Here is a 14,948-nt window from a genome sequence, read left to right as displayed (position 1 = left end):
GCGCCGGGCGACAAGGCTGATGGGCGGGCGGAGGGCCGGCGTCCCTTGCGTTTCGGGCTACGCCTTCAAGAGAGGGCCTCTCAGGCCGGACGGCCGAGTTCGTCCCAGGAATAGAGGACGACGCCCTCCTGCTTGGTGGCGAGCGATTTCGGCATCAGCGTCGAATGGCTCTCGCAGCGCACCTCGCCAATATAGCCGGCATGCAGCGTGATGCGCTTCAGCTGCACCATGCCGGCCGGCAGGAAGGTGTTGGTCATGGCGGTGCCACCGAAGAATTCGGCGGAGGCGATCTCGTGGCGGCGCAGCGCGGACCACACCGCCCGGTCCTCCACCATCATGGCATAGGAGCCGGCGAGATAGCGGCGGATGGGCTCGCCGACGAGGGATCGCAGTTGCGGCGTTTCCAGCAGTTCGCGCCGCGAGCCGACGAGGTAGCGGATGTCCTCGCCCTCCCACAGGTTGCGGCTCTCGCGCGAGCGGGCGACATTGCGCACCAGGGTTGCCGCATCATGGCTGTCGGCCCGGCGCATGAAATCGATGATGGCGCCGATGGCACGCAGATCCGGCCGCGCCACGCCGCGCTCCCAGCGCGAAATGGTTGGCAGGGAAACGCCGAGCTTCCAGGCGATATCGGACTGCGACAGCCCCATTTTCAGCCGGTAGGATCTCAGATGCGCGACGAGATCCGTGACGGCCGAGGAGAGCGAGGTTGCGGAGGAGACGATTTCTTCCGGTTGCATTTTCTTGAATATTACATATCCTGAGTTTATTGAACGATCAATGTACCGGGTTTCGATCGCGATTCCAGTCCTTTAAAATCGCATATATACATTGGCCCATGCATCCGACCGTTCTGCCGAAAGGCGCCCAGCGGATTACCGGCCACGTTTCGGGGTTTTCGCGTGAGCAGAATGTCAGGGGCACCATTCGCCAGCGGGCGCCAGGGGGACGGCCATGCAGACAGCGTGGCCCGCAACGGCAGTGATGCACCGCTGGTTGGCCTTGCCGCTGCGGGCCAGGCCGTCGACCTCGACTGGCTGGCGGTGCTCGCCGGTCAGACCCGGGCGTCGTTTTCCTGTGACCTGACCAGCGGCGCCTATACGCTCTCCGATGCGGCTGCGGCCTTGCACGGGCTGCAACCCGATACGCGCGGCATCATGGACATCGTCAACGCCTATGCGCACGACACGCGCGACGGCGTGCTGGCAACGCTGGAACGCGCCACGGGCAAGCCGATGATGTTCGGCTACCGCGCGCGGCGGGCCGATGGCGAGACGGCGACGGCCATTGCCTGCGTCGGTCGGTCCCTTGCCGATGCCGGCGGGCGAATGTGCCTGCTGCGCGGCTACTTCCTGAGTGGAGAAAGCCTGCCCGACGAACGCGGCCCGGACGGCGATGGCAGCGAGGCGGATCGTCCCCGCGCCTGAAAGGGCGTCACTGCGGGGTTTTGCCGGCTTTTCGGACATCCATGCCTTGCGGGCGCGCACCATTCCCCTCATCACTGGCCCCCTGCCCCCTGCCCCCTGCCCCCTGCCCCTCGTCACCTCGTTCCCCCTCCCTCTTGTCAGCGCTTCCTGCCCACGCCATGTTCGTGACATGCGCGTCATCGCCCTCATCCTGATGATGATCTCCAGCCTCGGCCTTGCCGGCACGCCCGCGCATGCCGGGGCCATGGCGCTTGCCGGCTGCGGCATGGCCATGGCGACGCCCCGTGCCCACGGGCCCGTGCCGAACCATGCCAGCCACCACAGCGCCGATGCCGGGGACGTGCATGCCGGGGCAATGCATCACGGCGACAGGGCAACGGACATCCGGTCACCGGGCCGCGGTGACGCAGACCAATCCCAGCGGCCGTCGCATGATGCATCTTTTCCCTGCGGCGCCTGTCTCGGGCTGGCGGCGCGCAGCACCGTGCTGCGGCAGGCAACCGAAAATGCCGAAAGCCTTTCGCCCCTCATCGTGTCGCGGCTTTCCGGCCAGTTGCCGGCCGTTCCGCTGCAACCACCCCGACGCAGGGCCTGAGCGACCGATCGACTTCCCCACACACCATCCGGTCGCCGGCCGGAACACCGCGCTATCCCATCGACGGGGCGCGAGACGTGCCGTGCGCCACAGAACCACAGACTGGAACAGGACAATGACCCATCAAACACGCTCGACGCATTCGGTCCGCAGCTTTCTTGCCGCCTGCCTTCTCGGCGGATCGCTGACGCTTCTTCCAATGTCCGCCTTTGCCGAAGACAGCCATGCGGGGCACGGCGCCATGCAGCACGATATGGCCGCCACCGGGCCGGGGGCCGATGCGCCCTCCAGCAAGGCCTTTCAGGAGGGCAATCAGCGGATGCACCGCGACATGGCGATCGACTTTACCGGCAATGCGGACGTTGATTTCGTGCGCGGCATGATCGCCCACCATCAGGGCGCCATCGACATGGCCAAGGTGGAGCTGGAATACGGTACCGACCCGGACATTCGCAAGCTCGCCGAGGACATCATCGCGGCGCAGGAGGCGGAGATCCGCCAGATGCGGGACTGGCTCGCCAAGAACGGCGGCTAAAGCTGCACGCGTGAGGCGTGTCTCGCAAACGCAGTGTTCCGGACGGCCGCCAGCCTTCCGGAATGCCAAAACACCGATGAAGAAAGGGTCATTCCGGAAGGCCGTCAGCCTTCCGGAATGCCAAAACACCGGGGAAGGAAAGGTCATTCCGGAAGGCCGCCAGCCTTCCGGAATGACCGGGACGACATCTCGCAAAGACCAGAGCTCAGCGCGGGGCGCCGATTTCGACCGGCAACCCCGGGTCCGCCACGACCAAGCCCGTGGCCTTGCGATGTGCGTCAGAAGGAGCGCGCGCGATTGGAATAGGCGGAATTGTCCACCGAAGCCTCGATGAGTGTCGCGGCGATGGCGCGCGCCAGCCGCAGGCTGCTTTCATGCAAATCGTTCCGGCTGCTGCCGCGCGCGGCCCGAACAAGGGTCATGCCCTCGCGCTCGACAATCTCGCGCGCCTTGAAGCAGGCCCAATCTTCCGTCGTAAACTGTGACGTCATGTCATCTCTCCAATCATGCCGATTCATTCAGCACATAGCGGCGCCCGCCGACACGAGCACTGACGGGATGTTCAACGCGAGACTGTATGGTGATTTGCCGCTGAGTCAGAAGCTAGCTGATTTTCGCGCGTTTGAAATCCCTAAAATGCCGGAGCAAGGGTGCCAAAGCGAAAAAACGAACTTTCGGTCAGCTTCAGGCAAGCCTCGCGTTAAACCCCGCTTACGGACGGCGCAGAAGCGCGCGCTTGCGCTCGACTTCGCCCCTCAAGGCACAGCCTTCGAGGTGGTCATTGACGAGGCCCATGGCCTGCATGAAGGCGTAGACAGTGGTGGGGCCGACAAAGGTCCAGCCGCGCTTCTTGAGGTCCTTGGAGATTTTCGTCGAGACGACCGTCGTGGGATTGGCCCGGATATGCGCGAGGTCGACGATATCAGGCCGCTCCTGCGGCTGCGGCTCGTGGGACCAGAAGTAACGGGCGAGCGAGCCGAACTCGGCCTGCATCTCCAGCGCGCGGCGGGCATTGTTGATGGTGGAGACGATCTTGCCGCGATGGCGCACGATGCCGGGATCGGCAACGAGCCGCTCCACATCCGCGGCACCGAAGGCCGCGACGACCGGGATGTCGAAGCCGGCAAAGCCAGCGCGGAAGGCCTCGCGCTTCCGGAGGATCGTCAGCCAGGAGAGACCGGACTGGAACCCTTCCAGGCAGATCTTCTCGAAGAGGCGCGTATCGTCCGTGACGGGATGGCCCCATTCGGCGTCGTGGTAGCGGCGATAGTCGGCAAGCCCGCCGTGCCAGGCGCAGGTCACCACGCCGTCCTCTCCCCTCATCAATCCCTCGGCGATCATCATGGGTCCTTTCGATTCACCTTGTGGAAACCATGGTCCTATACCGGGCGATAACCCTACCGAAAGCTTTAACGGGTCGTTCGGTTTTTCGAGGCCGGCCGTTTACCTTTCGCTTGCGCGCGCCTGCCACGATCGCACCATTCCTTGGCCCAGCCGGCCAGATCCTTCGGCGAAAGGTTTTCAGCGTGCGCCCGATCTTCAAGCCCTCCTCCATCCTCCACAGCCGTCTTGCCCGCCGCTTTCCCGCGCTTGCGGGACTGGCCCTCGCCTTGTCGCTTGCCCCGCTGTCCGGCGGCGTGGCGAGCGCCAACGACCGCTATGCCAACCGGCCGCCGGTGATCGTCAGTCCCGACCTCGCCGCCCCGTGGCTGCTGCAGCTTGGCGTGCAGGATGGGCAGGTGCGACCCGTCTATCGCGAGCGCCAGCGCGCCGCCACCCGTTACCAGACGCGGCAATACCAGCAGGGGCAATATCAGCAAGGCCAATATCAGCAAGGCCAGTACCGGCAGGGCCAGTATCAGCAGCGGCGCGGGCAGCCCATGGACGCCTTGCCGGGCGTTGCCGTGCGACGCATCGACCGGGCCGGCGTCGCGCTGGGCGGCCAGACGGTGCGCCAGCCTTCCTACGGACAGCCGCGGGCCGGCCAGCAGATGGATCCGCAGCAGGTGGCAGCCATCACCCGGGCCGAGGATCCGGCACGCCGCGCCCTGGACCCGAAATTCCTGCCGCAGACAGTGGCCTATGAAACGGCCGAAAAGCCCGGCACGATCGTCATCGACACCAACAACCGCTTCCTCTACCTTGTTGAAGGCAATGGCGAGGCGCGCCGCTATGGCGTCGGCGTCGGCAAGCCCGGTTTCGAATGGGCCGGCGCCCACAAGGTGACCCGCAAGGCCGAATGGCCGGACTGGCATCCGCCGCAGGAAATGATCGCGCGCGAGGCCGCCAAGGGCCATTTCCTGCCGGCCCGCATGGAAGGCGGCCCGCAGAACCCGCTCGGCGCGCGCGCCCTCTATCTCGGCTCAACCCTCTACCGCATCCACGGCACCAATGCGCCGTGGACGATCGGCTACGCGGTCTCTTCGGGCTGCATCCGCATGCGCAACGAGGATGTGACCGACCTCTACGAGCGCGTCAATGTCGGCGCCCGCGTCATCGTGCAATAACCCCAGGAACCGCGGGCGGGCGGCCAAGCAGCCAGGATGCGCCTTGTCCGTGGCGGACGGCTCTTGTCATCGCAAGCCGTTGCGGTAGCCTGTGTGCGGCGGAAACCGGGCGAGGACAGCGGAAACACAAGGACGGGAGCGCATGGGCAAAGGCATCCATGCGGGAGAAGGGAACAATCGCATGACGAAGACGAGCGTGACGGGGGCGGCCAAGGCAGCCGCCCTTGTGCTGGCGCTGGCGGTGACGGGCGCAACGGGCGCCACCGCACAGCCGATGATGGAGCGGCCGGCCGGCGTTTCGGCGGAACGGGACGTGATCCGTATCGCCAACAAGAAGATGCCGGATCGCAAATATGCCCGCACCCGGGTGCGGCTGGCGACGGACGAGCCGGTGGGCACCATCATCGTCGATACCAACAACAAGTTTCTCTATCTGGTCGATGGCACGAACCGCGCCACCCGCTACGGCATCGGCGTTGGCCGCGAGGGTTTCGGCTGGTCCGGCGTCGTGACGGTGGGGCGCAAGGCCGAATGGCCGGGATGGACGCCGCCGCCGGAAATGCGCGCCCGTGAGGCCCGCAAAGGCCATATCCTGCCCGCCTACCAGCCCGGCGGCGAAGACAATCCGCTGGGCGCGCGGGCGCTCTACCTGCACAACAAGCGCGGCCACGACACGGCGTTTCGCATCCACGGCACCAACCAGCCCTGGTCGATCGGCCAGAACATGTCGTCCGGCTGCATCCGCATGATGAACAAGGATGTCACGGACCTCTATGCCCGCGTGCCCGTCGGCTCGAAGGTCATCGTCGTCGGTCCTGGCAACCGCCAGGGCAAGGTCAGCTTCGACGACCGCGGCGTCGATTTCTTCCGGCAGCTGTTCGGGGGATGAAGCCGACGCGTTCGACGTGCGGCCTGGTGGCTTGCACTGCGTCGTGCGCGTCATCAATAACCTGCCCAAAGGTCACCCCACCCCGGCGCAAGCGCCGACCCGCCCCCTCAAGGGGCGTGTGGGAGGATGCCGCGGCCTCCGAGACCCTACCTCCCCTTGAGGGGGAGGTCGCTGCGAAGCAGCGGGTGGGGTGCCGCTCCGGGTAGGGCGTTTGCCGGCGCCCACCCTGTCACAAATCGATTGCACGCGACTGATACGCATCGGTGATCATCCCCGTTCCGGATCGATCTCATGCGCGCCATCGCCCTTTCCGCCGCTTTCCTCGCCACGAGCATGGTCACCGTCTCCCCCGCCCACGCGGAAGATGTGCAGCTTTCCGTCTACGGCGGCTACCAGACGGCGCCGCATAGCGGGGTGACGACCAGCGACGGGACGCATTTCACCGCCGGCTGGGACGGCAAGTCCTTCGCCAATCCGCCCTATTATGGCGCGCGCGCCACCTGGTGGCTCGGCTCCTTCGGCGAACCGGACGTTGGCCTGTCGATCGATTTTACCCATGCCAAGGTCTATGCGGGCGGCGACACCTTCGCCAAGACGCCGGGCTGGACGCATTTCGAATTCACCGACGGGCTGAACCTCCTGACGCTCAACGCGCTCTACCGCTTCACCGAGCCGGGCCGCGCCTGGACGCCCTATGTCGGCCTCGGCGCCGGCATCAACATTCCGCATGTGGAAGTCACCCGCCCCTCCGGCCGCACCTTCGGTTACCAGGTGGGCGGCGCCACGCTGCAGGCCCAGGCCGGCGTCACCTACGCCATCACCGACAACTGGTCCGTTTTCACCGAGTACAAGGGCAATTACTCCTGGGTGAATGTCGACATCGACAGCGGGGCCAAGCTGAAGACCAACATTCTGACCAATGCGGTGAATGTGGGCGTGTCCTATCATTTCTGATGGGGTGATGGCGCGAGCGCGTGTTTGTGACGCGAGTGCCGGCATAGGTTCGGTGGTCGTGCGCGTATTGCCGGGAGATTTGTTTGACGCCAGACGCGCCCTCATACCGCTATCCTCGCGGATGACGCGTTCCCGCATTCCGCTCTCATGCCTCACACTCTGAAGTCATCCTCAGCCTTGAGCCGAGGATCAACAGCCACGCCCGTAAGCGCTTTAAAAGGTGATCCTCGGGTCAAGCCCGAGGATGACGGCGGGTGGGGCAACGGACAAGCGTTAAAGCCCGCCCGAGACTGCTTTTGCCAGCAGCATTGATGACGCGACGACCCCACGCCGCGCGCACGTACGCCACTGCCCCTACCCTCGCCCCGCCAGCGCAGGCGGCTTCGGGCCGCCATAGGCCCAGTCGAGCAGTTCCACCGTGTGAAGGATCGGCACCGCCGTGCCGGTTGCGATCTGGGTGATGCAGCCGATGTTGCCGGTGGCGATGACGTCGGGCTTGGTGGCTTCGAGGTTTTTCACCTTGCGGGCCTTCAGCCTGTCGGAAATCTCGGACTGAAGGATGTTGTAGGTGCCGGCCGAGCCGCAGCACAGGTGCCCTTCGGCAGGATCGCGCACCGTGAAGCCCGCCGCCTTCAGCAGCAGTTTCGGCGCCATGGTGATCTTCTGGCCATGCTGCATGGAGCAGGCGGAATGATAGGTCACCGTCAGCTTGCGGGGCTCCTGACGGGGCAGGTCGAGCGTCGCGAGATATTCGGTGATGTCCTTCGCAAGCGCGGAGATGCGGGCGGCTTTTTCCGCATAGGCGGGGTCGAGCCGCAGCATGTGGCCGTAGTCCTTGATCGTCGTGCCGCAGCCCGACGCGGTGATGAGGATGGCGTCGAGCCCGCCACGCTCGATCTCGCGGGTCCAGACGTCGACATTGCGCCGGGCGCTTGCAAGCGCTTCCTCTTCGCGGCCCATGTGGTGGACGAGCGAGCCGCAGCAGCCCTCGCCCTCGGGAATGACGACCTCGATGCCGAGGCGGGCGAGCAGGCGCAGCGTCGCCTCGTTGATCTCCGGCTTCAGCACAGGCTGGGCGCAGCCGGAGAGAATGGCGACACGGCCGCGCTTTTCAGCCGTGGCCGGGCGCGTGCCGGCACGGGCCGAATCGGACGGGGCCGGCACGCTGGCGGGCGCGAGATCCAGCATGTTGCCGAGCGGACGGGTGACGGGAAAACGCTTGAAGAGAGCGGCGAAGGGGCGCGCAAGCCCGGCTGCCTTGAGCGCCAGCCGGAAGCGGGCCGGATGTGGCAGCACGAAAGCGAGCAGCGCGCGCGTCAGGCGATCCGGCAGCGGCCGGGTATAGGTCTTCTCGATATGGACGCGAGCGTGATCGACGAGGTGCATGTAGTCGACGCCGGAGGGACAGGTGGTGGTGCAGGAGAGGCAAGAGAGGCACCGGTCGATATGCGTTACCGTCTCCTTGTCGGCGGGCCGGCCGTTTTCCAGCATGTCCTTGATGAGATAGATGCGCCCGCGCGGACTGTCGAGCTCGTCACCGAGCGTCACATAGGTCGGACAGGTGGCCGTGCAGAAGCCGCAATGCACGCAGCGCCGCAGGATCTTTTCGGATTCGGCCACATGCGGATCAGCGAGCTGCGCGGGGGAAAAATTGGTCTGCATCAGGCAGCCTTTCCGGAAAAGATGCCCGCCGGATCGATCGACGCGCGGATGCGGGCGGTCAGGGCTTCGACGGCGGGGGAGACGGGAGGTTCGGCGGGCGTTGCCGCAAGCGACGCAGCATCGGCGCGGACAAGCGTGGCGTGGGCGGTGCCGGGGAGTTTTTCGGCGTAGCCGCGCACCAGCGCGGCTTCCGGCCCGGCTTCCATCCGCATCCAGACGAGGCCGCCCTGCCAGTCGTAGAAGCAGTCGATGCCGGCTTGCAGGCGCAGCGCAGCGATGAGGCGCTGGCCTTCCATGGGAGCGGCGGAGACGCGCCAGAGGGCGCGCGTCGTGCCGTCCGCATAGGGTCTGGCGTCGCGGATCTCGTGCCAGAGCGCGATGGTCTCGTCGCGGTCGAGGCGGGTGACGGGGGCGAAGGGCGCCATGGCGGCGGTCAGCTTTTGAAGGCGCACCACGACGGAGGCGGCAAGGCCTTCGAGGCGCAGCACGGTGGCGGCGCCTTCGGGCAGGTGTCCGCCTAGGAAGCGGCTGCGCACGCTTTCGGGAAGGTGCGCTGCGCCGGAGACTTCGACCGGCAGGCTCATGGCGACCGCCATGGCGCGGGCAGCGGCTTCGTCGTCGAGGCCTGACAGCACGATGGTGGCGGCGGTTTCCGGCACGGGCAGCAGGCGGAAGGTGAGTTCGCTCATCAGCGCCAGCGTGCCGCGCGAGCCGGCCATGAGCTTGACGAGGTCGAGGCCGGTGACGTTCTTCATGACGCGCCCGCCGGATTTCACCGCCTCGCCGCTGCCGTTGACGAAGCGCACGCCGAGCAGGCTGTCACGCGCCGCGCCCGCCACGAAGCGGCGCGGACCGGAGGCATTGGTGGCGAAAACGCCGCCGATGGTCGGCTCGCCCGTGGCGCCGAGAACGGGGCGCAGGTCATGGGGCTCGAAGGCGAGCATCTGGCGATGCGCGGCAAGAGCCGCCTCGATGTCGGCCAAGGGGGTGCCGGCGCGCGCGGTCATCGTCATCTCCGCCGACTCGTAGGCCGTGATGCCTGTGAGGCCTGACGTTGACAGGATGGTGGCGCCCTCGCCCAGTGCCTTCAGGCTGCGGGTGCCGCCGCCGCGAATGGCGAGCGGCCGGCTGTCGGCGGCCGCGGCGCGGATCATCTCGGCGGCTTCGGCCTCGCTCGTGGGAGTCAGCATATCGGGCATGGAAAGATCCGGGGTTCGGGCCGCAGCCGGGCGGCGTCAAAGGGGAAAGGGGGTCGCGAAGATGCCCGTCAGGAGGCCGTCGCGACACGGGGCGGATCGGCGGGCCTTGCGGCGGCAGACGGGGGCCTTCCGTCGAGCGGGAAGACCTTGGAGGGGTTCATGATCCAGTCCGGGTCGAAGGCGGCGCGCACGGCCATCTGCTGATTGAGATCGACCTCCGCGAACTGGTGGCGCATCAGGTCGCGCTTTTCGATGCCGACGCCGTGCTCGCCGGTCAGACAGCCGCCGGCATCGACGCAGAGCTTGAGGATATCGTTGCCGGCCGCTTCGGCCTTCGCAGCATCCTCGGGATCGTTGGCGTTGAAGAGGATGAGCGGGTGCATGTTGCCGTCGCCGGCGTGGAAGACGTTGGCGACGCGCAGGCCGTAGCCGGCGATGATCTCGGCGGTCTTTTCGAGCACGTAGGGCAGCTTGCCGAGCGGCACGGTGCCGTCCATGCAGATATAGTCGGAGATGCGGCCCGTGGCGCCGAAGGCGGATTTGCGGCCCTTCCAGATGAGCGCCGCTTCCGTCGCCGACTGGCATTCGCGGATGGTGGAGACGCCGTGGCGGCGGGCGATCTCGATGATGGCGGCGAGCATGGCGTCCATCTCGGCCTCGGAGCCCTCAACCTCGACGATCAGCAGCGCCTCGACATCGAGCGGATAGCCGGCCTTCGCGAAGGCCTCGCAGATCTCGATGGCCGGCTTGTCCATGAATTCGATGGCGACGGGGATGATGCCGGTGCCGATCACCTCGGCGACGCAGGCACCGGCTTCCACCGACGAGGGGAAGCCGAAGAGCACGGGCCGGGCGCCTTCGGGCTTGGCGACGAGGCGCACGGTTGCTTCCGTCACAATGCCGAGCTGGCCTTCGGAGCCGCAGACGAGACCGAGAATGTCGAGGCCCGCCGCATCGAGCGCCTTGCCGCCGAGCTCGATGACGGTGCCGTCGAAGAGCACCATCTTCACGCCCAGCAGGTTGTTGGTGGTGACGCCGTATTTCAGGCAGTGGGCGCCGCCGGAGTTCATGCCGATATTACCGCCGATCGTGCAGGCGAGCTGCGAGCTGGGGTCCGGGGCATAGAAGAAGCCGTCGGCCGAGACGGCCTCGGAAATCGAGAGATTGGTGACGCCGGCCTGCACGGTGGCGGTGCGGTTCGGCAGGTCCACTTCCAGAATGCGGTTGAGCTTGGAAAGGCCGATGACGACGGCATCTTCCTGCGGGATGGCGCCGCCGGAGAGCGATGTGCCGGCCCCGCGTGGCACGACGGGAATGCCGTAGCGGCTGCAATATTTGAGGAGCGCCGAAACCTGCGCCGTCGTCTCCGGCAGGGCGACGGCGAGCGGCAGGCGGCGGTAGGAGACGAAGGCGTCCGTTTCGAAGGGCACGAGGCCGCGCTCGTCGCTGATCAGGCAGCCCTTGGGCAGGAGATCGGCGAGATCGGCGACGATGACGGCGCGGCGATCCATGACGGTGCGGCGCGGTTCGAGAAAGGCGATCGGCTGGTGCATGGTTGTCCTCCCTGAAACCGCCATCCTCGGCAGCGGACCGTGAACGCCGAGCCTAGCGGATGTGGATGGCGCGGTCACTGGTCATTTTTCTTTACCAGTTCGATCGCGCCTTTGCCACTGCACGAAAGTCGGCAAAAATGCTAAGAACTTTCGCCGGCATGGAACAAATGGAGCGGGAATGACGCATCTCGAAGACCTCGACATTTTCGCCCGCGTCGTTTCCACCGGCTCCATGTCGGCGGCGGGGCGGGCGCTCGGGCTTTCGCCGGCTGTCATCTCCAAGCGCATCAAGCGGCTGGAAGATCGGCTGGGGACACGACTGTTGCAGCGCACGACGCGGCAGATTTCGCTGACGGAGGCGGGCGAAGGTTTTCACGAGCGCATCCGCTCGGTGCTGGGGGCCATCGAGGAGGCGGAGGCCTTCGTCTCGGGACGTTCGGGACAGGCGCAGGGCACACTGAAGATCTCGGCGCCGACCTCCTTCGGCCGCCAGCACATCGCGCCGCACCTCTTGCCCTTCATGCAGGCGCATCCGGAGCTGACGATCAACCTGATGCTCTCGGACGATTTCACCGACATCGTCGCTGGCGGCTTCGATCTGGCCGTGCGCATCGGCGATCTCTCCGATTCGAGCCTTGTCGCCAGACGGCTGGCGCCGGTGCGGCGCCTGCTCTGCGCGGCACCGGCCTATTTGGAAACGCATGGCATGCCGGCAACGATCGAGGATCTTGCCCGCCACATCCTGCTGCCGGCCCACAACCACGATGCGTGGAAGCTGGAGGGACCGGAGGGCGCGATCACCTACCGGCCTGAGGGGCCGCTGATCACCAACTCCTCCGAGGTGATCCGCGAGGCGGTGATTGCCGGGCTCGGCATCGCGCTGCGCTCCACCTGGGATATCGGACGGGAGCTCAAGGAAGGCCGGCTGGTGCAGGTGCTGCCGGCCTATGAAGGGCCGAAGACGCTGGCGTTGTCGGCGGTCTATCCGAGCCGGCAGTTCCTGCCGGTGAAGGTGCGGCTCTTCATCGATTATCTCGCCGGGCTCTATGGTCCCGTGCCCTATTGGGAAGGATAACGCCTGCCCTCACCTCAGGCGTCGCCATGTTCCTTGTCTTCCTCGGCATGGCGGTTGCGGATGCGGCGGACGGTGACCCAGACGCCGATGACGGCGATCGGCACGAAAGCCCCGGTCAGCACGCCGGGATCGACGGGCACGAGATCGTGTCCGATCGCCTTGGCGAGATAGCCAAAGAGGCCGACGACGTAATAGGAGATGGCGGCGACCGACAGGCCTTCAACGGTCTGCTGCAGGCGCAGTTGCAGCCGGGCGCGGCGATCCATGGACGAGAGCAGCGTCGCATTCTGTCGCTCCAGTTCCACATCCACCCAGCTTCTGAGCAGCGCGGTGGCGCGCGCAAGCTTGCGCGAGAGGTTGGCCTGCTGCTCCTCGATGGACTGGCAGGTGCGCATGGCGGGTGCGAGGCGCCGCTCGAGGAAGGTGCCGAGCGTCTCGTAGCCGGGCACGCCCGTTTCGCCGAGCGCGCGGATGCGCTCCTGCACGATGCCGTAATAGGCGCGGCTGGCGCCGAAGCGGTAGAGGCTGAGGGCGGCACCCGCCTCCAGTTCGGCAGCCAGACGGGTGATTTCGGAGAGCTGGCGATCTGCCGTCTCGCGCACGCCGCCCTTCATGTGCTGGGTGATGGCCGTCAGCCCGTTTTCGATGCGGCGCACATCCGGCCACAGGGACTGGGCCAGCGGCAGACCCATCATGGCGAGCGTGCGGTAGGTTTCAATATCGAGGAGCCGCTGGACCAGCGCACCGCGCCCGGCTTCCGTCAGGGAACGGTCGATGACGAGGATCTGCGTCATGCCGTCGCCGTTCTGGCGAAAGTCGGTGACGACGAGGGCCTGGCCGTTCTTCGCCTCGCTGAAACAGAGGCTCGTCTGGTCGAAATCCGCGATGGCCGCGCGGGTTTCCTCGGTATCCGGGCGCACTTCGAGGCGGATGGCGGAGATCAGCGTTCCCGGTGGCGGAAAGCTGTCGCCGAAGGGATGCTGGGTGACCTCGGCACCGAACCGTTCCGGCACCGGGCCATCCCAGAAATAAGTGGAGAATTCCGTGTGGCGTTCCCAGCGCAGCGTGCCGGGCCCCCAGGCCATGGCGTGGTGGTTTGCCTCCCGCGCCGGGGGCGAGACACCGCGCGAGCGCGACAGTTCCGACATCACGGCCTGATCGACCGAGGAGCCGCCCTCCGTCAGGAAGGCGAGCTGCAGGATGACGCGGGGCGAGCCGACGAGCACATAGGGCCGCGAATGGATTTCGCCGAGCGCCTGGGCCCGCGCCGTGGCGGGCGGAAATTCGAACATGCGACGTGCCATGATAGTCTCCCCTGTCCACCGCCCATCGTTATCAAGCCTTTGGCAAAATGCAAAAGCATCCCTCGACCGAAAGCAAGACAAAGCACCGCATCAGGACCGCATCGATCCGCTGACCCGCCGCGCAATGCTTGCGGGACGCAAGGCGGCTGTGCCATCACTCGGCGGCCCTGCGGCCCTCGCCTCACCGGCGCTTTGGAGGAGACGCCTTGAGCGAGACGACGAATGCCGACCTTTATGCACCCATACCCCATGCGCGCACCGCCGACGAAGTGGTGGCCCGCATCGAGCGACTTATCCTCGACGGCGTGCTGCGGGACGGCGACCGGCTGCCGGGCGAGCGGGATCTGGCACGACGGCTCGACGTGTCGCGACCGATCCTGCGCGAGGCGCTGAAGGTGCTGGAGACGCGCGGCCTGCTCGTCAGCCAGCATGGTGGCGGCACCTTCGTGGCCGATATCATCGGGCAGGTGTTTTCGCAGCCGCTGATCGATCTCATCTCGCGCCACGGGCAAGCCCGGCAGGACTATCTGGAGTACCGGCGTGCGCTGGAGGGCATGACGGCGGCGCTGGCGGCCGAGCGGGCGACCGCGGATGACCGGGCGCATCTTGCCACCCTCATCGCGCAGATGCGCGCCGCCCATGCCGTTGATGACTACGAGCGCGAGCTCGAAGCGGACATCGCCTTCCACAACGCCATCGGCGAGAGCGCCCACAATATGGTGCTGCTGCACACGATGCGGGCCTGCTACCGACTGCTGTCGGAAGGGATCCTTCTCAACCGGCGCATGGTCTTCGCAGCGCCCGGCGCGCATGACGCATTGCTGTCGCAACATGAGGCTATTCTCGATGGCATTCTTGCCGGCGACCCGGGGCGGGCGCGTCAGGCAGCGGAAGCCCATATCGACTTCATCATCGAGGCAGCGCGCGCCGCCGATCGCGCAGGCGACCGCGCGCGCGTCTCGCAGTTGCGGCGCCTTCATCGGGGAGACGATGCGACTGATTCGAACGGAAAAGCGTAGATAAGGCGCTAAGCGACGATACCATGGCGCAATTACGCTTCTAAAGAACGACACAACCGACGACTACACCAATATTTGTCTATTGAGACGGACGTTTAGGCGCATGGACGCTTCACAGGTCTGGACAGCAGGCGCTTTACACCCGATTTTAGAAGGGCTTTCTAGACTGTCCGGCACGCCTCTTTCTATCGCGTTTCACTTTGCGCTTTCTTCCCGCCAGCCCATTCGA

15 protein-coding genes are annotated in these 14,948 nt (G+C 66.2%); 8 read left to right on the top strand and 7 right to left on the bottom strand.

Features of this window, described 5'->3' with window-relative positions; translation table 11 throughout:
• Nucleotides 1-80: 80 nt before the first annotated feature.
• Nucleotides 81-740 (bottom strand): helix-turn-helix transcriptional regulator, encoded by a 660-nt coding sequence (locus F3H41_RS14805; protein WP_149739463.1) that lies wholly within the window; start codon nt 738-740, stop codon nt 81-83.
• A gap of 171 nt (nt 741-911) precedes the next feature.
• Between F3H41_RS14805 and F3H41_RS14800 the strand changes: the two genes are divergently transcribed.
• The 3 genes from F3H41_RS14800 to F3H41_RS14790 all read left to right on the top strand — a co-directional run bounded on the left by F3H41_RS14800 (nt 912) and on the right by F3H41_RS14790 (nt 2,557).
• Nucleotides 912-1,427 carry a hypothetical protein gene (locus F3H41_RS14800; protein WP_149739462.1) on the top strand — a complete coding sequence of 172 codons (516 nt, stop codon included), beginning with the start codon at nt 912-914 and terminating at the stop codon, nt 1,425-1,427.
• Nucleotides 1,428-1,596: 169 nt separating this feature from the next.
• Nucleotides 1,597-2,022: a hypothetical protein gene (locus tag F3H41_RS14795; protein ID WP_149739461.1), complete on the top strand. Its 426-nt coding sequence runs from the start codon at nt 1,597-1,599 to the stop codon at nt 2,020-2,022.
• A gap of 199 nt (nt 2,023-2,221) precedes the next feature.
• The gene (locus F3H41_RS14790; RefSeq protein ID WP_244616229.1) at nt 2,222-2,557 is read left to right on the top strand and encodes a DUF305 domain-containing protein; all 336 of its coding nucleotides are present in this window, start codon (nt 2,222-2,224) and stop codon (nt 2,555-2,557) included.
• 278 nt (nt 2,558-2,835) lie between these two features.
• Here F3H41_RS14790 and F3H41_RS14785 read toward each other — a convergent pair whose 3' ends face one another.
• Entirely contained in the window at nt 2,836-3,048 is a 213-nt protein-coding gene (locus tag F3H41_RS14785; protein ID WP_149739459.1) for a hypothetical protein, read from the bottom strand.
• A gap of 220 nt (nt 3,049-3,268) precedes the next feature.
• A complete protein-coding gene (locus F3H41_RS14780; protein ID WP_149739649.1) occupies nt 3,269-3,898 on the bottom strand; it encodes a DNA-3-methyladenine glycosylase I in 630 nt (209 codons plus the stop codon).
• 212 nt (nt 3,899-4,110) lie between these two features.
• On the opposite strand from F3H41_RS14780, the gene F3H41_RS14770 reads away from it, so the two are divergent.
• The 3 genes from F3H41_RS14770 (at nt 4,111) to F3H41_RS14760 (ending at nt 6,907) form a co-directional block, all read left to right on the top strand.
• Nucleotides 4,111-5,064: a L,D-transpeptidase gene (locus tag F3H41_RS14770; RefSeq protein WP_348532495.1), complete on the top strand. Its 954-nt coding sequence runs from the start codon at nt 4,111-4,113 to the stop codon at nt 5,062-5,064.
• Between the two features lie 181 nt (nt 5,065-5,245).
• A complete protein-coding gene (locus tag F3H41_RS14765) occupies nt 5,246-5,953 on the top strand; it encodes a L,D-transpeptidase (RefSeq protein ID WP_149739458.1) in 708 nt (235 codons plus the stop codon).
• 291 nt (nt 5,954-6,244) lie between these two features.
• Entirely contained in the window at nt 6,245-6,907 is a 663-nt protein-coding gene (locus F3H41_RS14760; protein ID WP_149739457.1) for an outer membrane beta-barrel protein, read from the top strand.
• A gap of 354 nt (nt 6,908-7,261) precedes the next feature.
• Here F3H41_RS14760 and glcF read toward each other — a convergent pair whose 3' ends face one another.
• The 3 genes from glcF to F3H41_RS14745 all read right to left on the bottom strand — a co-directional run bounded on the left by glcF (nt 7,262) and on the right by F3H41_RS14745 (nt 11,321).
• Nucleotides 7,262-8,569 carry a glycolate oxidase subunit GlcF gene (gene glcF, locus F3H41_RS14755; protein WP_149739456.1) on the bottom strand — a complete coding sequence of 436 codons (1,308 nt, stop codon included), beginning with the start codon at nt 8,567-8,569 and terminating at the stop codon, nt 7,262-7,264.
• Complete coding sequence (locus F3H41_RS14750; protein WP_149739455.1) at nt 8,569-9,768, bottom strand: FAD-binding protein; 1,200 nt, start codon at nt 9,766-9,768, stop codon at nt 8,569-8,571. Before F3H41_RS14750 ends, glcF begins: the two co-directional genes overlap by 1 nt.
• Nucleotides 9,769-9,836: 68 nt before the next feature.
• Nucleotides 9,837-11,321 (bottom strand): FAD-linked oxidase C-terminal domain-containing protein, encoded by a 1,485-nt coding sequence (locus F3H41_RS14745; protein ID WP_149739454.1) that lies wholly within the window; start codon nt 11,319-11,321, stop codon nt 9,837-9,839.
• Nucleotides 11,322-11,499: 178 nt separating this feature from the next.
• Between F3H41_RS14745 and F3H41_RS14740 the strand changes: the two genes are divergently transcribed.
• Nucleotides 11,500-12,396 carry a LysR family transcriptional regulator gene (locus F3H41_RS14740; protein WP_149739453.1) on the top strand — a complete coding sequence of 299 codons (897 nt, stop codon included), beginning with the start codon at nt 11,500-11,502 and terminating at the stop codon, nt 12,394-12,396.
• 14 nt (nt 12,397-12,410) lie between these two features.
• On the opposite strand, the gene F3H41_RS14735 is transcribed toward F3H41_RS14740, so the two are convergent.
• Complete coding sequence (locus F3H41_RS14735; protein WP_149739452.1) at nt 12,411-13,700, bottom strand: DUF3422 family protein; 1,290 nt, start codon at nt 13,698-13,700, stop codon at nt 12,411-12,413.
• Between the two features lie 206 nt (nt 13,701-13,906).
• Between F3H41_RS14735 and F3H41_RS14730 the strand changes: the two genes are divergently transcribed.
• Nucleotides 13,907-14,719: an FCD domain-containing protein gene (locus F3H41_RS14730; protein ID WP_149739451.1), complete on the top strand. Its 813-nt coding sequence runs from the start codon at nt 13,907-13,909 to the stop codon at nt 14,717-14,719.
• The last annotated feature ends 229 nt before the right edge of the window (nt 14,720-14,948 follow it).

The sequence above is a fragment of the Rhizobium sp. RU20A genome, assembly GCF_900155885.1.
GTDB lineage: Bacteria > Pseudomonadota > Alphaproteobacteria > Rhizobiales > Rhizobiaceae > RU20A.
This window is presented reverse-complemented; position numbering and strand designations above follow the sequence as displayed.